Below are 19,319 nucleotides of genomic sequence, written 5' to 3'. Positions count from 1 at the left end.
CCTTTGCCAGAATTGTTAATCGGTGGTTTTTCTTCCGAAGAACCTCTAAAATTTCAGCATATGTTTTCAGATAAAGCAAATAAGATCTTTCAGGAAGTAATAGAGAAATACCATGAAATAAACACTGTAGGGCAGGAGTTTCACAATCCTTACAATGAAAAAGACGAGTTGCTGGAGCACCTTTTGTACCGCAAGTGCTGGATTGATACCGTGCAGTGGCACTATGAAGATATTATTCGCGATCCAAACATTGATCCTGTAGCCGCCCTTAAGCTCAAAAGGCAAATTGATGCTTCAAACCAGGATCGTACCGATATGGTGGAGTACATAGACAGCTATTTTCTTGATAAATACAAAGATGTAGAACCAAAAGAAGGCGCTACCATCAATTCCGAAAGCCCCGCCTGGGCCATAGACCGGCTCTCTATCCTGGCGCTCAAGATCTACCACATGAACGAAGAGGCCAATCGCGTTGACGCCGGCCAGGAGCACATGATAAAATGCCAGGCAAAGCTCGATGTCTTGCTCGAGCAGCGCGTAGACCTTTCTACGGCTATAAATCAGTTACTCGGCGATATCGCAAAAGGAGACAAATACATGAAGGTGTACAAGCAAATGAAGATGTACAACGACGATGAACTCAACCCGGTTTTAAGAGGGGCCAAAAAATAGCATTTTTGGATGGGAAGACCGCGGCACATACTGGTAATACGCCTCTCGGCCATGGGAGATGTGGCGATGATGCTGCCGGTGCTAAAGGCTTTTACTGAAAAATATCCCGATGTTAAGCTTAGCCTGCTCACCCGCAGGTTTTTCACGCCCATGTTCAAAGATCTTCCCAATGTTCAGGTTTTTGAAGCCGAAGTAAAAGGAAGGCACCAAGGTTTACGCGGACTCAAAAGGCTTTCTTCGGAATTGCTGGACCTAAAAATTGAGGCCGTCGCCGATTTGCACAATGTGCTGCGATCTAATATTCTGAAATTCTTTTTTAAGCTGAAGGGCATCCCGGTGCGACAAATCGACAAAGGCCGCAAAGAGAAAAAAGCCCTCACCCGAAGCAATAACAAGGTCTTCAAACAGCTTAAAGCAACCCAGCAGCGTTATGCCGAAGTTTTTGATAAACTTGGCTATCCCGTAGACATTAGTGCTGTGCAGGTACTTCAAAAGCAGGAATCCACTGAAAACCTGAGGGCAGTTACGGGTGAAAAAGCTGAAAAATGGTTGGGAATAGCCCCTTTTGCCCAGCATGCTTCCAAAGCTTACCCCGAAGATCTGATGAAAGAGGTACTGCAGGAGCTTCAAAAAGGGCAGAATTTGAAGATATTTTTGTTCGGCGGAGGAAAAGAGGAAACCGGGAAACTGGCGGCCTGGGAAAAGACATTTCCCAAAGCCGTTTCGGTAGCCGGGAAATTGTCTTTTGAAGAAGAACTGGCACTTATCTCAAATCTTGACCTTATGCTGTCTATGGACAGCGGGAATGGGCATCTGGCAGCCAATTTTGGCGTGCCGGTGATCAGTATTTGGGGGCTCACCCATCCCTACACCGGATTTGCCCCTTTTCGACAGCCCGCAACAAACTCCCTGCTGCCAAACCTTCAGAAATATCCCGCCATCCCCACCTCCATCTATGGGAAAGACATTCCGAAGGGGTATGAGGAGGTGATGAGGAGCATTCCGCCGCAAAAGGTAGTGGAGAAAATTAAAGAACTCCTGGGCAGAAGCTGATTGTAGATAGGAAGCTGCTGAACAAGTAGCAGCTTTTTTGCCGAAAACCTCAAATTACAGGCACCAAATCCCAAATAAAAGAAGTTCCAAAAATGACATTTCTGGAACTTCTTTTAGTAAGCTGAGAAGTCTCAGCTCTCAAATTTTATATCGGAAATTTATCTAGACATCGTCATAATCCACTTTCAACCTGCTTGAAGTGGGGTGTGCCTGGCAGGTGAGCACAAGGCCTTCTTCGATCTCGCTATCTACTAAAATGGAATTTTTTTCCATTTCGGCGCTACCTTCTACGATTCGGGCTACACAGCTGCTGCAAATCCCGCCCTGGCAGGAGTAAGGCACGTCAATACCTTCGTCGAGTGCCATTTGCAGTACCGTTTTGTTGCGTGGCATGCTTAGGGTCACCTCTTCTTCGTCAACTTTTATGGTGAGGCTTGTTTCCCCGTCAAGATCGGCCTCAACTTTACCTTCAACTTCAGTATTAAAAAGTTCAAAGAGGATCTGCTCTTTTTGAACCTCATTTTTCAGGAGCACTTCAGAAACTTTATTGATCATTTCTTCGGGTCCACAAAGATAGAAGCGGGTAAAAGAGGTGTCTTTAAACCTGTTTTTAAGCACATAATTCACCGTGCCTTCATCAATCCTTCCGTAGTGACAATTTTCTTCGTTGCAACGGCTGTACACGAATTCAATAAAAAGTCGGTCGGGGAAACTGGCCTGAAGCTCAAGCAATTCCTTAAAGAAGATAGTGTCTTTTGGGGTGCGGTTACCGTAAACCAGTACAAAGCGGCTGTGTTTCTCCTGCTGCAGCACAGTTTTTAAGATAGACAGCACGGGGGTGATCCCGCTCCCGGCAGCAAAGGCGGCGTAGGTGTGCGGGTGGCCGTCCTGCACGGGTTCAAAGATAAATTTACCTTCGGGAGGGTGCACATCCAGGGTGTCACCGGCTTTTAACCTGTTATTGGCCAGTACAGAAAAAGTTCCGCCTTTAACCTCTTTTACAGTCACCTTAAAAGTATCATCTGTTGGCGGCGTGCAAAGAGAGTAGGCGCGGCGTACTTCTTTGCCTTCTATAGTTGTTTTTAAAGTTACGTATTGACCTGCTTTAAAGGAAAATTTGCTTTTTAGTTCCTGCGGTATTTCAAATTCAAGGCTTACCGCCTCTTCTGTTTCCCTGATGATATTTTTGATCTTTAGCGAAAAGAATTTGCTCATTTTTTGGATGTTTGGCGCAAAAATACAAAGTATGTGAATTTATTTCTGTAACAAAACTGTAAATTTCAGTACTTGTAAGATAAAGTAAAACAATGTATCAAAGGTTTATTTCTCTACAGTGGAAGGCTTTTTACCGCTCGGCCAGCTTTGGCAGGAGCATGGGGCTCAAGATATTCATGGCCTTTATAGCAATTTATTTTTCACTGGTGTTCCTTACGCTGGGAATAGGCTTGTACCCCCTGCTCAAAGAAGCTTTCCCCGAACAGGAGCCGCTGCAAATCGTCAACCGGTTTTTACTGGTCTATCTGGTACTCGAATTACTAATGCGCTTTATGCTGCAAACGCTCCCGGTAATGACCGTAAAACCTTTACTTTCTTTACCCGTTGGCAAAGGCAAGGTGGTGAACTACGTGTTGTTGCGCTCTTTATTCTCCTTTTTCAACTTTTTGCCGCTGCTGCTATTTATTCCTTTCGCGGTCTTTACAGGATATAAGACTGAATATTCCCTGCTTTCCATAACGGCCTGGACGGTAGCAGTGATTGGGCTTGACCTTAGTGTAAATTATCTCAATTTTCTGCTGAAAAAGAGGTTTGCCGATGACCTTAAGGCGCTGCTTCCATATTTAGTAGTGGCTTTGGTATTGTATGCCCTGGAGAGGTTTGAGGTTTTTAGTATCACTGAAGTTTTTGCCGAGGGCCTAAATTATGTGCTCGAAATGCCATTTTTGGCACTCCTGCCCCTGCTGCTCGTCTTTGGGCTGTACAGGTGGAATCAAAAGGTTCTTAAAAGCAGGTTATATCTGGATGAATCCTTAAGGGAAAAAGTGACCGAAGCAAAGTCCCAGGATTTTGCCTGGCTTCGCCGCTTTGGAGGCATAGCGCCTTTCCTTCAGCTCGACCTTAAACTTATATGGCGCAATAAAAGGCCCAAAACGCTTATCTATATTTCGCTGCTCATCCTGGGGTACGGGATGATCTTTTATCCGCAGGACACTTACCAGGATATGCCTTCAGTCTTTGTGTTTGTGGGCATCTTTATGACCGGCATTTTTATGATCAACTTCGGGCAGTTTATTCCAGCCTGGGATTCTTCGTATTATTCTATGATGATGTCGCAAAACATTCCGCTTAAACAGTATTTAGACGCCAAGGCGGCCCTTATTATTTTCAGTATAGTGATTTTAACCATACTTACCACGCCTTATGTTTTCTTTGGGTATAATATCCTTATAATCAATATTGTATGTGCTATTTACAATATTGGTATCAATGTTCCGGTACTTTTGTTTGCCGGATCTTTTAACAGAAAAAGAATTGACCTTGAAAAAAGCCCTTTTATGAACTATCAAGGTACGGGGGCAGCGCAATGGCTGGTGGGATTGCCTTTGCTTATCGTGCCTATCCTCATTTTTTGGGTGCTGAATAAATTTGTTTCCTTTGAAGTTGCCACCCTGGTTTTGGGAGCTCTCGGTTTTTTGGGAATAGTATTCAGAAGCTCTATTATGAAACAAATAACAGAGGCTTACAGGAAGAATAAATATGCCATGATCAATGGTTTTAAACAAACAGGAGAATAAGATGATAACAGCTACAAACCTTACAAAAGTCTACGCCGGCACAAAGGTGCTTGATATTGAACATCTCGAGATCCAGAAAGGGCAGAGCTTTGGCCTGGTGGGGAATAACGGAGCCGGAAAAACCACTTTTTTCAGCCTCCTTCTAGACCTTATTCAGCCAACAACCGGCAGTGTTTTCAATAATGAAATCACGGTAAGCCAAAGCGAGGCCTGGAAACCTTTTACCTCTTCTTTTATTGATGAGAGCTTTCTTATTGGTTATTTAACCCCCGAAGAATACTTCTATTTTGTGGGGGAGCTCCGCAACCGAAACAAGGCAGATGTGAATGCATTTCTGCAGAATTTTGATGAATTCTTCAATGGGGAAATCCTGGGCAGGAAAAAGTACCTGCGCGACCTTTCCAAGGGAAACCAGAAGAAGGTGGGTATAGTAGCCGCTTTAATTGGAGATCCAGAAGTAGTGATTCTCGATGAGCCGTTTGCAAACCTCGATCCAAGTACGCAGATACGCCTTAAAGCACTCATCAAGAAACTCACCGCGGGTTCAGAAATGACCGTTTTGATCTCAAGCCATGATCTAATTCATGTCACAGAGGTTTGCGGGCGCATTGTGGTGCTCGATAAAGGAAAGGTGGTGAATGACATAAAGACTTCGGAAGCCACCCTCAAAGAACTGGAGCAGTATTTTGCCGGGGCAGCGGTACAGGTGAAAGAGGAGAAGCAGGAGCAGGATGATTCTGTTAAGACCGAAGCTTAAGGAGTAATTACATTCCGGTATTTTAACAGCATTTGATGGGTACAAAAGAGTTCAGGATTTCAGGCTGGGCAAGAATACTTCTGTTTTTGTTCCCTTATTTTTTGATAGTGGTTGTTTTTCAATTTATAGGGTTGGTAGTAGCCGGCATTTCTATTGATGATCCTCTGTCGAGCATTAGCTCTCAACAACACCTGATTTCCTCCTTTTTTGATCTTTCAGGCACTTTCCTGGTGCTCTGGATATTCATGAAGTACATCGATAGGGAGAAATTTACGGAGCTGGGTTTTCAGATGAAAGGCAGGCTTAGCGACTTCGGTTCGGGAACATTGGTGGGATTTATTACCATGCTTTCCGGATTTCTTATCCTGATGGGAATAGGAGAAATACGTTATTCGGGAGTGAATTTCAATGTTTCTGAATTATTGATATCAATACTGTTCTTCCTCATAATTGCAGTTGTTGAAGAAACTTTAATCAGAGGATATGTGCTGAAGAATTTAATGCTGTCAACCAATAAGTATGTGGCACTTGTTATTTCTTCTGTTATTTTTTCTTTAATGCACGGGGCGAACCCTAGTATGAGCCTTTTTAGTTTTATTGATCTGTTTTTTGCCGGAATGATCCTGGGAATTTCTTACCTGTACACAAAGAATTTATGGTTTCCCATTGGGTTGCATTTTGGCTGGAACCTTTTCCAGACGCATTTTGGGTTCAATGTGAGTGGCCTGGATGTCTACTCCCTTATTGAGATTAATTACACTTCAGCGAATTTATTCAATGGCGGGGAGTTTGGGTTTGAAGGCTCTGTGTTTTCTGTGGCTGCTCAGCTTCTTATTTTTGCAGGGATTGTAAATTATTACCAGGATCCTGCCCAAAGATTTTTTCTGCCAGGCCTGCTTTTTAAGAGAAGTAAATAGGATGGGTTTTTCAGCTGAATAAATAAAGCCTGCCTAAACAGCAGCTTTTATCTTTGCGCTTTGGAGGGCTCAAAAAGCCGGTTTTTTTCGCTATTTTTACCCGCCCCAATAATAATTACAGCACTTATAAGTTATTGCTAATAAGAAGGATCACTTGATTTGAAACTATCTATAAAGGTTACTGCCATTTTTTTCCTGTTGGTTGCCTTAACAGGCTGTTCGAGAAAGAAAAACACTTTCCTGAACCGTAACTGGCATGCGGTTACTGCCGAGTACAACACGCTCTATAACGGAAATCTCGCGCTTGATCTTGGTATTGAGGCACTTAATGAAAGCTATCGCGACAATTACTGGCAGGTGCTTCCGGTAGAACGAATGGAAATTCGCGATGAGGTTATGGCTCCCGGAGAAACCCTAAATCCAAACTTTCTGGTAGCCGAAGAAAAAGCGGTAAAGGCAATCCAGCGGCATTCCATGCTGATTGAAGGCACCGAGAAAAATCCGCAGATAGACGAGGCATACCTGTTGCTGGGAAAAGCCAGGTATTACGACCAGCGCTTTGTGCCTGCGCTTGAAGCATTTAACTACATTCTTCATAAATACCCACTTAGCAATACCATTAACGAAGCCCGGATTTGGAGGGAAAAGACCAATATGCGGCTGGAATTTGACGAGCTTGCCATTAAGAACCTGAAGAAGATACTGGAAGGTGAAAGGCTGGAGGAGGCTGATCGTGCAGAGGCTTCAGCTACCCTGGCGCAGGCTTATATCAATATCAATTCGCCAGACAGTGCCGTAACCCAACTTCGGAAGGCTGCCGAACTTACCGACATTAAAGACAAAGAAGGGCGATACTGGTATATTACCGGCCAGTTATACGATGTGCTGGGGGAAAGTGACAGTGCATCATACGCTTTTAACCGGGTGATAAACCTGAACCGAAAAATCCCACGTATATACCTGGTCAATGCCATGATCAGGCAAATAGAGTACAGCAATGCCACCGCCCAAAACAAATCCCTGATCCTGGAGGAGCTCAATTCCCTCGCTAAAGATCGGGAAAACCGGCCTTATCTCGACAAGATCTATTTTCAGCTGGCCGAATTCCATTATCAGCAGGATTCTGTAGAACTGGCCATAGATTATTACAACCGCTCCCTTCGCACACCTTCGGGCAACACTTACCTGCAGTCGCTTGACTATCAGACGCTGGGAAATATCAACTTTGATGCTGCGCGCTATGAGGTTGCAGGTGCCTATTACGACAGTACCCTTACAATGCTGCCCGGGAACAGCAGGGAATTCAGGTTGATAAAAAGGAAGAGGGATAATCTTGACGATGTGATCTATTACGAACAAATGGCTCAGCATGCCGATAGTATTTTACATCTGGCCTCTCTTACTAAAGACGAACAGCTCGATTACTTCACGCTGTACACCAATCAGTTAAGGGAAGCGGCAGTTGATGCGGCAGCACAACCCGAACAACAACAGGCGGCCCAGGAATTCTTTGAGAATAAACGCCCTGCCATGCTCGGCGTGCCCAATCCGGGATCTTCTTTTTATTTCTATAACCCTACGGTGGTTGCCTTTGGGAAGCAGGAATTTTTCAGATTGTGGGGTAACAGGGAACTTGCCGATAACTGGCGTACCCGCCGCATAAGCGGAGGTGGGGAAGACCTTGCAACCGAAGGTGTGGCCGAGCTTATTGATAATGATCCCAGGTTCGATCCGCAGACCTACATCAGTAAAATTCCACAGGATAAGGCGGTGCTTGACAGCCTTAAAAGCGATCTTAATTTTGCCAGTTATCAACTCGGGTTGATCTACAGGGAAAAATTCAATGAGAATGAACTGGCTGCCCACAGGCTGGAGTTTGTTCTGGCAAACCAGCCCGAGCAAAGACTGTTACTGCCCGCAAAATACAACCTCTATAAAATTTATTCAGACCTGGGGATGCCTGGAAAGGCACAGTCTCTTAAGACAGAAATTTTGATGGCTTATCCCGATTCCCGTTATGCTGCAATTCTATCCAATCCCGAAAGTCTGTTGGAGGATGAGAATAATCCCACGGCTATTTACGAAGAGCTTTATGCGCAGTACGAAGATCAGGAATACGAAACTGTTATTGCTGAAAGTGAGAGTTTGGTAGACCAGTTTGCCGGTGATGAGATTGTTCCAAAATTCGAACTTTTAAAGGCTATGGCCGAAGGTCGCCTGTACGGTTTTGAAGCTTACCGGGAAAGCCTTAACTATGTAGCACTTAACTACCCGCAGACCGGGGAAGGGAAAAAAGCCCAGGAGATCATAGACAGGGCTTTACCCTCTATGGCAACGGCAAAATTTGTTTCGCAAGATTCCGGTAATTCCTTCAAACTGATCTTTCCGGTAAATAAAATGGAGGAAAAAGAAGTTGACAGCCTGCAACAAATTCTGCTCAATGCCATGCAGGATTTGGGGTATTCAGGAGAGGTTTCACGAGATGTTTATGATCCTGCCCAAAATTTTGTGGTGGTTCACGGATTTTCTTCAGCAGCGGGAGCTAATTTGTTCGCTCAACGCCTTGCCGAAGACACAAAATACGCTATTGATAAAAAATCTTTCTATATTTCAACCCCAAATTACAGGATAGTACAGATTCACAAGAATATAGAAACCTATTTAGACACATTAAACACCCCCTCACGCTAATGTTTAAGCAGGAAAAAACAAAACTGGCAGTAGAGAACAGCAAGGAACAAAATAAAATTTCCCAGGGCACAAAAATTACCGGAGACATTGAGGCTAAAGGCTGTTTTCGAATAGATGGATGTGTTGAAGGAAAAGTCACCACTCCCGGAAAAGTTGTTATAGGCAAAGCCGGCTCTGTGACAGGAGAACTGAGTTGCGAAAATGCCGATATTGAAGGAAATTTTAATGGCAAGCTTAAAATTTCGGGAACATTAAGCCTTAGAAGTACTGCAGTAATAGAAGGAGAAGCCGTGGTTGCAAGACTGGCTGTAGAGCCGGGCGCAACATTTAATGCAACCTGTACTATGCGCGGCGGGGTGAAAGCGATTCATAATGAAAGAGGAGAAAGAGAAAGACAAAAACAAGAACAGTCAGCTTAAAAACTGGGCTGTCTTTACCGGAATTGCCTTTCAGATGGGGGCCACTATCTTTGTGTGCGCATGGATTGGAAAGAAGCTCGATGAAAGATACTCCATGGAGAAGAACTGGTTTACCATAGGTTTTGTCCTCTTTGGTCTGGTAGCATCGGTATATGTGGTTTTAAAACAGCTTAAACGCTACAACAATTGAATCCTCTTATTCTTAAAGATCTTTTCAGGTTCATTCTCTTTCTTTTTCTTGTTGCAGGATTGAGCTACGGGATACATTATTTCGTGGTCAGCTCCTACTTTCCCAATGAGATATTTGAGCTCGTGAACTTTGCCTATAAGTTCAACGTGGGGATCACGCTCCTGTTCACTTCCAGTATTATTTTGGCCAGCGGGCAGCTCAAAGAGCAGCTTGGGTTTATCTTTCTTATTAGCGGGATGGTGAAGTTGGGAATCTTCTATTTTCTAATTAAGACCTCCGGATTTGTTCTGGACAAATCTGTCTTTTTACATTTTTTTGTTCCTTATGCTCTTTCGGTGGTGGTTGAAATCATCTATATCAGCAAAATCCTAAACCGTACTAACTTCTCAAAAGACAGATGATTAGCCGGAGTTAGGGCCCAAAAAACAATTAAGGGACATAGGCTGTGTTTTTTTATTTAATTATGTACATTTGCAGCCAAATTAAAGGACTGTAATTCACCCGGAAAATGCAAAAGGAAAACGTTGCGAAGTTTTTATTAGCCTGTCTTTTAATGTTTGTGAGTTTTAACTCACAGGCATTTAGTGTTAAAGAACCTCAGGAAGGAGAGGACGCTAAAGTTAATACAGAGGAAGAGATTCAGGCGTACATTGATCACCATTTACAGGATTCTTACTATGTGAATTTCTTTTCCGACGGGGAGACAGGGGCGCATTATGGGTTTCCGCTGCCTGTTATTCTTTTTGATAACGGCTTAAAGATATTTTCCTCCGGAAAGTTTCACCACGGGGAAGACCTTGTGGAGGTTGATGGTCAGCACTACCGTCTTTACCACTCCCACATTTATAAAACCGATGCCGAAGGAACCATTAACTATAATGAGAATGGTTTTCCTGAAAACGAAAGGCCATGGGATTTTTCGATCACCAAGAACGTTTTAACGATGATGCTTGTTGGGCTTTTGATGCTTATCCTGTTCAGCCAGCTTGCAAAAACCTATAAGAACAGGTCAATTCCGAAGAAATTCGGCCGTGTTCTAGAACCGCTTGTGCTTTATGTGCGAGATGATATCGCCAGGCCAAATATTGGCAAGAACTACAGGAAATACACCGGCTTTTTACTCACCGTATTTTTCTTTATCTGGATCCTGAACCTGCTTGGGATGACCCCGCTGGGAGTGAACGTTACGGGGAACATTGCCGTGACCTTTGCACTTGCGCTCATCACTTTTGTCATTGTTCAGTTCAGCGGAAACAAAGATTACTGGAAACACATTTTTTGGATGCCGGGTGTGCCGGTTCCTATGAAGATCATTCTTGCGCCTATCGAGGTGCTGGGAATGTTCACTAAGCCTTTTGCACTTATGATCCGACTTTTTGCGAACATGACTGCAGGGCACGTGATCGTGATGACGCTGCTTGGGTTGATCGTGGTATTCCAGAACTGGATCGCAGGACCTGCTTTCTTTGGGTTCACCATTTTTATCTCTGTTATAGAATTACTGGTTGCATTTCTGCAGGCATATATCTTCACCCTTCTTAGTGCCCTTTACATTGGAATGGCAGTTGAGGAACACGACGATCATCACCCTGCCGACAATGAAGACATTCCGGTAGTATAGTATAAATACATTTAAGAGTAAGTTTAATTTTTAATAAGTAAGTATGGAAGCCTTAAATTTAGATTTGATTGGAGCTGGTTTAATTATTATTGGAGCCGGTTTTGGTCTTGGTAAGATTGGTAGCGCTGCAATGGAAGGAATTGCACGTCAGCCAGAAGCTGCCGGTAAAATCCAAACTGCAATGATCATCATCGCTGCACTTTTGGAAGGTGTTGCTTTTGCTGCTCTTTTCGCAGTTTAATCAAACACAAAGAACTTCAAGCTTTGCAGCGGTTGGCTGCAAGGCTTGAATTATTAAAAAATTAAACAATAGAAGAAATAAGATAGAATATGGAAAAGTTAGTCAACGATTTTTCTTTTGGATTGTTTTTCTGGCAGATCATTATCCTGGTTGTGCTGGTGATTTTGCTGAAAAAGTTTGCCTGGAAACCCATTTTAGACGCCCTTAATGCAAGAGAGCAGGGCATACAGGATGCACTTGATTCGGCTGAGAATGCGCGTAAAGAAATGCAAAACCTGCAGGCAGATAACGAAAAGTTATTGCAGGAGGCCCGTATGGAGCGCGATGCCATGATCAAGGAGGCCAGGGAGATCAAAGATAAAATGATTTCCGAAGCTAAAGAAGACGCTCAGAGAGAAGGAGAGAAAATGATCCAGCAGGCCAAGGCGACCATTCAAACTGAAAAGAACGCAGCCCTTGCCGATATCAAGAATCAGGTGGCTACACTATCTGTTCAAATTGCTGAAAAAGTGGTAAGAGAAGAGCTTTCAACCAAAGCTAAACAGGAAAAGCTGGTTGAAGATATGCTTGATGATGTTACCTTAAACTAAGAAAATGCAGGGAAGTAGAGCAGCAGCGAGATATGCCAAAGCCCTTTTGAGCCTGGCGAAAGACAAAAATGTAACTGGTGAGGTAAACGATGATATGTCCCTTATTAGTTCAACTATAAAGAACAGCGGTGATCTTCAGGCCTTTTTAAAGAGCCCGGTGGTGAAGAATACCATGAAGAAAAATGCCCTTTTAGAGATCTTTAAATCTGTGAATGGGGTGACTTCAGGTTTATTTGAGATCTTAATTGAGAATAACCGTTTAGATATCCTAGCTTTGGTTGCTTCAAACTATCAGCGTCTTTACGACGAGATGAGTGGAGTGCAGGTAGCCAAGGTAACTACAGCTATTCCGCTTACTCCTGCCCTTGAAGCAAAGATTCAGCAAAAGGTAAAGGAGTTGACCGGGAATGAGGCGAAGATCGAGAACATCGTTGATGAAAGTATCATTGGCGGGTTTATCCTGAGAGTAGGTGACATACAGTATAACGGAAGTGTGAAGTCACAGCTTACCGGCCTCAAAAGAGAATTACAGAATAATACATACGTAGCAAAAATTTAATTAAAACCGCTGCGCCGGCGCGCAGCATTTTATTCTAAATAATTATGGCAGAAATTAATCCGGCTGAAGTATCAGCAATATTAAAGAAACAGCTTTCCGGGTTTGAGGCTAAAGCTTCCCTTGACGAAGTAGGTACGGTTCTCAATGTTGGGGATGGTATCGCTAACGTCTATGGACTTTCCAACGCTCAATACGGGGAGTTAGTTGAATTTGAAGGCGGATTGGAAGGAATTGTACTTAACCTTGAAGAAGACAACGTTGGGGTGGTACTTTTAGGTCCATACAAACAGGTAAAGGAAGGGGCAACCGTTAAAAGAACACAGCGTATTGCTTCTATTAATGTTGGAGAAGGAATTGTTGGGCGTGTAGTAGACACTCTTGGGCAGCCTATAGATGGGAAAGGACCAATTGAAGGGGAGACATTCCAGATGCCATTGGAGCGTAAGGCGCCGGGGGTAATTTACCGTCAGCCGGTAACCGAGCCGCTTCAAACCGGGATCAAGTCAATCGATGCCATGGTGCCAATTGGACGTGGACAGAGGGAGCTTGTAATTGGTGACCGTCAAACAGGTAAAACTACCGTGGTTATCGATACAATCCTAAACCAGAAAGAATTCTATGATGCAGGGGAACCTGTGTATTGTATATATGTTGCAGTAGGGCAAAAAGCTTCTACTGTTGCAGGTATTGCAAAGACTCTTGAAGATAAGGGAGCTCTTGCTTATACCACTATTGTTGCAGCAAACGCATCAGATCCTGCACCTATGCAGGTATATGCTCCGTTTGCAGGTGCTGCGATTGGGGAGTACTTCAGGGATACAGGACGTCCTGCATTGATCGTTTATGATGATCTTTCAAAGCAGGCTGTTGCTTACCGTGAGGTATCTTTGCTTCTAAGACGTCCACCGGGACGTGAGGCATATCCTGGAGACGTTTTCTTCCTTCACTCAAGACTTCTTGAGCGTGCTGCAAAAGTGATTGCAGATGATGATATCGCGAAGAACATGAACGACCTTCCGGAAGTTTTAAAAGACAAAGTTAAAGGTGGTGGTTCGCTTACTGCACTTCCGCTTATTGAGACCCAGGCAGGTGACGTTTCGGCTTATATCCCGACCAACGTAATTTCGATTACCGACGGACAGATCTTCTTAACCTCCGATCTTTTCAACTCAGGGGTTCGTCCTGCGATCAACGTAGGTATCTCTGTATCACGTGTAGGTGGTGCGGCGCAGATCAAGTCGATGAAGAAAGTTGCCGGTACATTGAAACTTGACCAGGCACAGTTCCGTGAACTTGAAGCATTTGCCAAATTTGGATCAGATCTTGACCCGGCAACCCTTAACGTGATAGAAAAAGGTAAGCGTAACGTAGAGATCCTGAAACAGGCCGAGAATAATCCTTACCCTGTAGAGAACCAGATCGCGATCATCTATGCAGGATCCAAGAACCTGTTGAGAAACGTTCCGGTAGAGAAAGTAAGGGAATTTGAAAAAGATTACCTGGAGTACCTTGATGCCAAGCACAGAGATGTACTCGATCAGCTAAAAGCTGGTAAATATACAGATGAACTCACCGACGTGCTTACAAACGCTGCGAAGGAGATTTCAGCTAAATACAAGAAATAGTTTTGCAAGTGCAGAGTTAAGAGTTATGAGCAAGCTGGAAGATAGTCCAATTAGGAAGAAAAGCTTTCAGTTTGCTTGTGACATTGTCTTTTTTACTCGGGAACTTAAGAAACAGAATGAATTTGAACTGGCCTCCCAGCTTCTTAAGAGCGGAACAAGCATTGGTGCTAATGTGCGGGAAGCACAGCGGGGAGTAAGTACAAAAGATTTTAAAAATAAATTCGGGATTGCTTTAAAAAGAGGCCGATGAAACCAAATATTGGTTAGAGCTAATAGAAGCAACTTCTGATATTGATTGCAAAATTTTAATTGCTAAGTGTGAAGAGTTGATAAGGATGATAGTTTCAATTATAAAAAACTCCTAACTCTCAACTCCTAACTCATAACTTGAAAAAATGGCCAATTTAAAAGAATTAAGAAGCAGGATTACCTCGGTGTCTTCAACCATGCAGATCACCAGTGCCATGAAAATGGTATCGGCTGCAAAGTTGAGCAAGGCCCAGGATGCCATTACCGCCATGAGGCCGTATTCAGAAAAACTTTCTGAATTACTTCAGTCACTCAGCGCGACGCTAGACAGTGACCAGTCGAGCAAATATGCCGAGCAGCGTGAGGTGAACAAGGTGCTTATGGTAGCCATCTCCTCGAATCGCGGATTGGCAGGTGCTTTTAACTCAAATATTGTAAAGGCATCGAAATACGTTACAAATCGCGATTACAGCGATAAAAACGTAGAGTTCTACACCATTGGAAAGAAGGCAAATGACATTCTGAAGAAGACGTACAACATCTACAAAACCGAAACCGGTATTTATGACGACCTTAGTTTTGAAAATGCCGAAGCTGTTGCCAAAGAACTTATGGAACTTTTTGTAGAAGGCCGGTTTGATAAGATCGTTTTGGTGTACAACCAGTTCAAAAATGCCGCTACTCAGGAAGTACAGGTAGAGCAGTTTCTGCCTATCGTTCCTGTTGAAAAGGATGAAAATGTGACTCTTGATTACATTTTTGAGCCTTCAAAAGAAGAGATCGTGATGGAGCTAATTCCGAAATCTCTTAAAATGCAGCTTTACAAAGCCCTTCGTGATTCTTTTGCTTCTGAACACGGGGCGCGAATGACGGCAATGCACAAAGCAACCGATAATGCCCAGGAACTCAGGGATTCCCTTAAACTGTCTTACAACAAGGCTAGACAGGCTTCCATTACCAACGAAATCCTTGAAATTGTTGGTGGAGCTGAAGCTTTGAATAATTAAGATTCAGCCTGCAACAATTGGACGTAGCGGTAGCGGAGTCAAATCAGCCCCTGCTGAAGCTTTGAATAATTAAAATATACTGGCCAAAAATGCCATTTTTGAAACTCCGTATCACCCGATGCGGAGTTTTTAATTTTTAATATATTTAATCAATACCTGTCTTGTCTCTTGTCTCTTGGCTCTTGGCTCTTGGATCTTGGCTCTTGATTCTAAAACGACAGCACACTGAATTGGTATTAAAATTGAAGAACTAGCTCCTGAACATTAAACCCTCGACCCATGAAACCTTTCTTTTTCTCATTTTCCGCACTTTTAGTCCTTATGAGCTTTAGTAACTGTGCCAATGGTAAACAAATTCAGGAAGAGCCGCCCAAGGCTGTGGGACAAGCCTTTTACACTACCTGGACCGGTGGCGTTAGGGGCGCAGGTTCGGGCGTCAATTTATTCGTTCCTGTGGCAGGGGATTCAGAAATTAAAATGGACAGCGTCTATTTCCGCGGAAGAAAAGGCTTGCTCGAAAAAGATCCTTCAGACCCCAACCTCTATGTTGCCAGGTTCAAAACTCCCGGGGCCGCAAAAGATTTCGTGATGCACAAAGATCCAAAAATGGAATATGGCAATGAAGTCCCGGAAAGGATCGAGAAGATACCTTTTGAACTGGCCGAAGGCGAAGCCGTAGTGCGCTATACCAGGAATGGGAAAGAGAAATTCTTCAGGATAAAAGATATTCAGAAAAAAGACAGCGAAGAAGTGCGCCTAAAAAACCCTGAAAACATTCGGCATTAATAGTACATTTGTGAGGAATTTTCAAGCAGGAACTATTGGCGCTTTTTCAAAAGCTATTTAAACAAACCTTTATTTACGGTATTGCCACAGTGGTGCCCAGGATGCTATCATTCCTGCTGTTGCCGCTGTATTCTGCATACCTTCCTACGCAAGGTTTTGGAGAAGTAGCTATTGTTTTTTCCTGGATGGCGGTGTTTAACGTGCTGCTGGCCTATGGCATGGAAACCTCTTTTTTCAGGTTTTTTCACCAGCAAGAATTTTCCAAAGAGGTCACAGCCACCTCTGCAATCTCCTTAATAGCATCTACAGGCATATTTTTATTGCTGGGCTTCCTCTTTATGGAAGAAATATCTGTGGCCACGGCCATTGCGTCTCATTACGTTTTGTACGTAATTCTCATCCTGGCGTTGGATGCACTTGCAACCATACCTTTTGCCTGGCTGCGGGCTAAAGAGAAACCCATGCTCTTTGCCGTCATTAAGATTGGGAACGTTGCTGTTAACCTGGGGCTTAATATTTTTTTCATCGTCTACCTGCCCGAATTAGCGTCCAAAAATGCCATTTTTGAGCAGCTTTATCGGCCCGACTTTGAGATCGCTTATATTTTTATTGCCAACTTGGTTGCCAGCGGGCTAACGCTGCTCGTAATGTTGCCTTTTTACATTAAGCTGCCGTATTCGTTTAACAGTGCCCTGTGGAAAAAGATGCTCAGTTACGGTACGCCTATTTTAATTGCGGGAATTGGGTTTGTCATAAATGAAGTTTTCGACAAGATCCTGCTGGGAGAGCTGCTTCCGGAAAATATCGCAAAGTCTGAAGTTGGTGCCTATGCCGCCTGTTACCGGCTGGCGCTGTTTATGACTCTTTTCGCCACGGCCTTCAGGTTAGGGATTGAGCCATTCTTCTTCAGCCATGCCAAAGAAAAGAACGCACCTCAAACCTACGCGACAATTACCAAATATTTTGTCATTTTTGGAGCCCTTATCCTGGTGCTGGTCACCATTTTTTCAGACCTTTTGAAATTGCTGCTCATAAGGGACTCCGCTTACTGGGAAGCTATGGTGGTGGTGCCAATGATTTTGGCCGCCAATTTTTTCCTGGGCATTTACCACAATCTTTCGGTATGGTACAAGGTGAGCGACCGCACAAAATTCGCCGGCTATATTTCCCTTTTTGGAGCCGCGGTCACGCTGGTGTTGAACTTCTGGCTTATTCCGCATTACAGTTATGTGGGCTCGGCCATTGCAACCATGGCAGCCTATGGCAGCATGATGCTGCTGTCTTTTTACTTCGGAAGAAAATATTATCCCATTCCCTATGACCTGAAGCGAATTGGTGGCTACCTGCTCATTTCACTCACTTTTTCGGGCATCTATTTCTACCTTTTTAGGAATAATTATTACTTCGGAAGTATATTAATCCTTATCTTTTTTGCCCTTATTTATTACGCTGAAAAGGATCAGTTAAAACAACTTTTGAAGAAGTCATAATTTAGAACTGCTTCCGAAGAAAACTAACAAAGCATGAACGTAAAGATTATCAACAAATCTAAACACGAATTGCCGGCCTATGAAACCGGATCTTCCGCAGGAATGGACCTGCGCGCCAGTATTTCTGAACCTGTTACCCTGGCACCCCTCGCCCGGGCCATCATAAAGACCGGGCTGTTCATAGAGCTGCCTGTGGGTTACGAGGCACAGGTGCGCCCCCGCAGTGGCCTGGCTGCCAAAAAAGGCATTACCGTACTCAATTCTCCCGGCACCATTGATGCCGATTACCGAGGGGAAATAGGAGTGATCCTGGTGAACCTGTCTAATGAAGAATTCACGGTAAACGATGGGGAGCGCATTGCACAGATGGTGATCTCCCGTCACGAACACATCAGCTGGAAAGAAGTTGACACACTTGAAGAAACTTCACGCGGGGCAGGCGGCTTTGGGAGCACGGGGGTCTAGTACGCAGTGCTCAGTGTTCAGTGCTCAGTTGGCCGTTTTCATTCAATGAACATTGAACATTGAATCTTGAACATTGAATCTTGAATTCTTTGAAACCACAAACAATAAACTATAAACAAAAAGGTATGAGTCTCACATCTCATATCTCACATCTAAAATCTAATAAATGAAAATCATAGTTCCCATGGCGGGTCGCGGGTCGCGGCTTCGTCCACATACATTAACCGTTCCAAAACCATTAATCCCAATTGCCGGTAAGCCTATCGTTCACCGGCTTGTTGAAGACATTGCGAAGGTGCTCGATGAAAAAATTGATGAGATCGCTTTCATTATCGGGGAAGACTTTGGTGAAAAAGTGGAGCAGGACCTAAAGCAAATCGCCAAAACTTTGGGTGCAAAAGGCACTATCTACTATCAGGATAAACCTCTTGGCACCGGCCACGCCATTATGTGTGCCAAAGATTCTCTTGAAGGGCCAGTAGTAATTGCTTATGCCGATACACTTTTTAAAGCCGATTTTACGTTAGATAAAGAAGCTGATGGGGTGATATGGGTAAAACAGGTAGAAAACCCTTCAGCCTACGGTGTAGTACAGTTAAACGAGAAGCGGGAGATTGTTGATCTTGTTGAAAAACCTTCAGAATATGTGTCAGATCTTGCCGTAATAGGGATCTATTATTTCAGGGATGTGGCGGTTCTTAAAAAAGAACTGCAAGGCGTGCTCGACAATAATATTATTCGCGGCGGTGAATACCAGATCAACGACGGGATTGAGGCGATGAAACAAAAAGGAGCGCGCTTTGTTCCCGGAAAGGTAGATGAATGGATGGATTGCGGTAACAAGCAGGTGACAGTAGAAACCAATACGCGCATGCTTAACTTCCTTCAGGAGGATGGCGAAAACCTGGTGGCTTCCAACGTTGAAATGGAAAATTCAGAAATTATCGAACCCTGTTTTATTGGTGAGAACGTGGTGCTCAAAAATGCCAGAATCGGGCCCAATGTTTCTGTCGGGAACGGAACCAAAATTAGTAACTCAAGCATCAAAAACAGTCTTATCCAGACTTTTGCTGAAGTAGAGAACGCTAATCTCAACAATGCCATGATTGGCAATTTTGCAAAGTTCAATGGTGAATTTACCGAAATTAGTATTGGCGATTATTCGGTGCTCGAATAGTGTTTTTCGCCTTTAGAA

The 19,319-nt window shown here is 43.7% G+C and carries 22 protein-coding genes; 21 read left to right on the top strand and 1 reads right to left on the bottom strand.

The genetic code is table 11. The features are described 5' to 3' along the window. Window positions 1-60 precede the first annotated feature (60 nt). The gene (locus JRG66_RS07170) at window positions 61-672 is read left to right on the top strand and encodes a DUF4254 domain-containing protein (RefSeq protein ID WP_265165220.1); all 612 of its coding nucleotides are present in this window, start codon (window positions 61-63) and stop codon (window positions 670-672) included. A 9-nt stretch (window positions 673-681) separates the two neighbouring features. Further along, a complete protein-coding gene (locus tag JRG66_RS07165) occupies window positions 682-1,725 on the top strand; it encodes a glycosyltransferase family 9 protein (protein WP_265165219.1) in 1,044 nt (347 codons plus the stop codon). A 162-nt stretch (window positions 1,726-1,887) separates the two neighbouring features. Here JRG66_RS07165 and JRG66_RS07160 read toward each other — a convergent pair whose 3' ends face one another. Then, entirely contained in the window at window positions 1,888-2,940 is a 1,053-nt protein-coding gene (locus JRG66_RS07160; protein ID WP_265165218.1) for a ferredoxin--NADP reductase, read from the bottom strand. Window positions 2,941-3,032: 92 nt separating this feature from the next. Here JRG66_RS07160 and JRG66_RS07155 point away from each other — a divergent pair, with 92 nt between their 5' ends. The 19 genes from JRG66_RS07155 to JRG66_RS07070 all read left to right on the top strand — a co-directional run bounded on the left by JRG66_RS07155 (window position 3,033) and on the right by JRG66_RS07070 (window position 19,301). Continuing rightward, a complete protein-coding gene (locus JRG66_RS07155; RefSeq protein ID WP_265165217.1) occupies window positions 3,033-4,517 on the top strand; it encodes a DUF5687 family protein in 1,485 nt (494 codons plus the stop codon). 1 nt (window position 4,518) lies between these two features. Then, entirely contained in the window at window positions 4,519-5,274 is a 756-nt protein-coding gene (locus tag JRG66_RS07150; RefSeq protein WP_265165215.1) for an ABC transporter ATP-binding protein, read from the top strand. 35 nt (window positions 5,275-5,309) lie between these two features. Then, on the top strand, window positions 5,310-6,191 hold the full coding sequence (locus JRG66_RS07145; RefSeq protein ID WP_265165214.1) for a CPBP family intramembrane glutamic endopeptidase: 882 nt from the start codon (window positions 5,310-5,312) through the stop codon (window positions 6,189-6,191). A gap of 159 nt (window positions 6,192-6,350) precedes the next feature. Next, on the top strand, window positions 6,351-8,882 hold the full coding sequence (gene porW / locus JRG66_RS07140; protein WP_265165213.1) for a type IX secretion system periplasmic lipoprotein PorW/SprE: 2,532 nt from the start codon (window positions 6,351-6,353) through the stop codon (window positions 8,880-8,882). Next, window positions 8,882-9,301 carry a bactofilin family protein gene (locus JRG66_RS07135; RefSeq protein WP_265165212.1) on the top strand — a complete coding sequence of 140 codons (420 nt, stop codon included), beginning with the start codon at window positions 8,882-8,884 and terminating at the stop codon, window positions 9,299-9,301. Before porW ends, JRG66_RS07135 begins: the two co-directional genes overlap by 1 nt. Next, entirely contained in the window at window positions 9,255-9,491 is a 237-nt protein-coding gene (locus JRG66_RS07130; RefSeq protein WP_265165211.1) for an AtpZ/AtpI family protein, read from the top strand. The genes JRG66_RS07135 and JRG66_RS07130 overlap by 47 nt, the downstream gene beginning before the upstream one ends. Then, window positions 9,488-9,892 (top strand): hypothetical protein, encoded by a 405-nt coding sequence (locus JRG66_RS07125; protein WP_265165210.1) that lies wholly within the window; start codon window positions 9,488-9,490, stop codon window positions 9,890-9,892. Before JRG66_RS07130 ends, JRG66_RS07125 begins: the two co-directional genes overlap by 4 nt. A gap of 107 nt (window positions 9,893-9,999) precedes the next feature. After that, entirely contained in the window at window positions 10,000-11,112 is a 1,113-nt protein-coding gene (gene atpB, locus JRG66_RS07120; RefSeq protein ID WP_265165209.1) for a F0F1 ATP synthase subunit A, read from the top strand. Between the two features lie 43 nt (window positions 11,113-11,155). After that, window positions 11,156-11,353: an ATP synthase F0 subunit C gene (gene atpE / locus JRG66_RS07115; protein WP_029036344.1), complete on the top strand. Its 198-nt coding sequence runs from the start codon at window positions 11,156-11,158 to the stop codon at window positions 11,351-11,353. Window positions 11,354-11,442: 89 nt separating this feature from the next. Continuing rightward, on the top strand, window positions 11,443-11,943 hold the full coding sequence (locus JRG66_RS07110) for a F0F1 ATP synthase subunit B (RefSeq protein ID WP_265165206.1): 501 nt from the start codon (window positions 11,443-11,445) through the stop codon (window positions 11,941-11,943). Window positions 11,944-11,947: 4 nt separating this feature from the next. After that, a complete protein-coding gene (atpH, locus tag JRG66_RS07105) occupies window positions 11,948-12,502 on the top strand; it encodes an ATP synthase F1 subunit delta (RefSeq protein ID WP_265165204.1) in 555 nt (184 codons plus the stop codon). A 44-nt stretch (window positions 12,503-12,546) separates the two neighbouring features. Then, window positions 12,547-14,127, top strand: a complete 1,581-nt coding sequence (atpA, locus tag JRG66_RS07100) for a F0F1 ATP synthase subunit alpha (protein WP_265165203.1) — start codon at window positions 12,547-12,549, stop codon at window positions 14,125-14,127. Between the two features lie 25 nt (window positions 14,128-14,152). Continuing rightward, window positions 14,153-14,377 (top strand): four helix bundle protein, encoded by a 225-nt coding sequence (locus JRG66_RS07095; RefSeq protein ID WP_307726316.1) that lies wholly within the window; start codon window positions 14,153-14,155, stop codon window positions 14,375-14,377. A 22-nt stretch (window positions 14,378-14,399) separates the two neighbouring features. Beyond that, window positions 14,400-14,492 carry a hypothetical protein gene (locus JRG66_RS15585; protein WP_307726320.1) on the top strand — a complete coding sequence of 31 codons (93 nt, stop codon included), beginning with the start codon at window positions 14,400-14,402 and terminating at the stop codon, window positions 14,490-14,492. 30 nt (window positions 14,493-14,522) lie between these two features. After that, window positions 14,523-15,383 (top strand): ATP synthase F1 subunit gamma, encoded by an 861-nt coding sequence (gene atpG / locus JRG66_RS07090; protein WP_265165201.1) that lies wholly within the window; start codon window positions 14,523-14,525, stop codon window positions 15,381-15,383. A 279-nt stretch (window positions 15,384-15,662) separates the two neighbouring features. Further along, window positions 15,663-16,169 carry a hypothetical protein gene (locus JRG66_RS07085; protein WP_265165200.1) on the top strand — a complete coding sequence of 169 codons (507 nt, stop codon included), beginning with the start codon at window positions 15,663-15,665 and terminating at the stop codon, window positions 16,167-16,169. Between the two features lie 35 nt (window positions 16,170-16,204). Beyond that, entirely contained in the window at window positions 16,205-17,659 is a 1,455-nt protein-coding gene (locus JRG66_RS07080; RefSeq protein ID WP_265165199.1) for an oligosaccharide flippase family protein, read from the top strand. Window positions 17,660-17,692: 33 nt separating this feature from the next. After that, the gene (dut, locus tag JRG66_RS07075) at window positions 17,693-18,124 is read left to right on the top strand and encodes a dUTP diphosphatase (protein ID WP_265165198.1); all 432 of its coding nucleotides are present in this window, start codon (window positions 17,693-17,695) and stop codon (window positions 18,122-18,124) included. Between the two features lie 166 nt (window positions 18,125-18,290). After that, window positions 18,291-19,301 (top strand): sugar phosphate nucleotidyltransferase, encoded by a 1,011-nt coding sequence (locus tag JRG66_RS07070; RefSeq protein ID WP_265165197.1) that lies wholly within the window; start codon window positions 18,291-18,293, stop codon window positions 19,299-19,301. Window positions 19,302-19,319 lie beyond the last annotated feature (18 nt).

It is taken from the genome of Salinimicrobium tongyeongense, from assembly GCF_026109735.1.
In the GTDB taxonomy this organism is placed as follows: Bacteria; Bacteroidota; Bacteroidia; order Flavobacteriales; family Flavobacteriaceae; genus Salinimicrobium; species Salinimicrobium tongyeongense.
Note: the sequence above shows the minus strand (reverse complement) of the source record. Positions and strands in the feature narration are given on the sequence as shown.

Coding starts and splice junctions, on each gene's coding strand:
- atpH (WP_265165204.1), top strand. CDS start 11,948: ATGCAGGGAAGTAGAGCAGCAGCGAGATATGCCAAAGCCCTTTTGAGC.
- JRG66_RS07160 (WP_265165218.1), bottom strand. CDS start 2,940: ATGAGCAAATTCTTTTCGCTAAAGATCAAAAATATCATCAGGGAAACA.
- atpA (WP_265165203.1), top strand. CDS start 12,547: ATGGCAGAAATTAATCCGGCTGAAGTATCAGCAATATTAAAGAAACAG.
- JRG66_RS07170 (WP_265165220.1), top strand. CDS start 61: ATGTTTTCAGATAAAGCAAATAAGATCTTTCAGGAAGTAATAGAGAAA.
- JRG66_RS07085 (WP_265165200.1), top strand. CDS start 15,663: ATGAAACCTTTCTTTTTCTCATTTTCCGCACTTTTAGTCCTTATGAGC.
- JRG66_RS07145 (WP_265165214.1), top strand. CDS start 5,310: ATGGGTACAAAAGAGTTCAGGATTTCAGGCTGGGCAAGAATACTTCTG.
- dut (WP_265165198.1), top strand. CDS start 17,693: ATGAACGTAAAGATTATCAACAAATCTAAACACGAATTGCCGGCCTAT.
- JRG66_RS07130 (WP_265165211.1), top strand. CDS start 9,255: ATGAAAGAGGAGAAAGAGAAAGACAAAAACAAGAACAGTCAGCTTAAA.
- JRG66_RS07070 (WP_265165197.1), top strand. CDS start 18,291: ATGAAAATCATAGTTCCCATGGCGGGTCGCGGGTCGCGGCTTCGTCCA.
- JRG66_RS07165 (WP_265165219.1), top strand. CDS start 682: ATGGGAAGACCGCGGCACATACTGGTAATACGCCTCTCGGCCATGGGA.
- JRG66_RS07135 (WP_265165212.1), top strand. CDS start 8,882: ATGTTTAAGCAGGAAAAAACAAAACTGGCAGTAGAGAACAGCAAGGAA.
- atpE (WP_029036344.1), top strand. CDS start 11,156: ATGGAAGCCTTAAATTTAGATTTGATTGGAGCTGGTTTAATTATTATT.
- JRG66_RS07155 (WP_265165217.1), top strand. CDS start 3,033: ATGTATCAAAGGTTTATTTCTCTACAGTGGAAGGCTTTTTACCGCTCG.
- JRG66_RS07150 (WP_265165215.1), top strand. CDS start 4,519: ATGATAACAGCTACAAACCTTACAAAAGTCTACGCCGGCACAAAGGTG.
- atpB (WP_265165209.1), top strand. CDS start 10,000: ATGCAAAAGGAAAACGTTGCGAAGTTTTTATTAGCCTGTCTTTTAATG.
- JRG66_RS07110 (WP_265165206.1), top strand. CDS start 11,443: ATGGAAAAGTTAGTCAACGATTTTTCTTTTGGATTGTTTTTCTGGCAG.
- JRG66_RS07095 (WP_307726316.1), top strand. CDS start 14,153: ATGAGCAAGCTGGAAGATAGTCCAATTAGGAAGAAAAGCTTTCAGTTT.
- atpG (WP_265165201.1), top strand. CDS start 14,523: ATGGCCAATTTAAAAGAATTAAGAAGCAGGATTACCTCGGTGTCTTCA.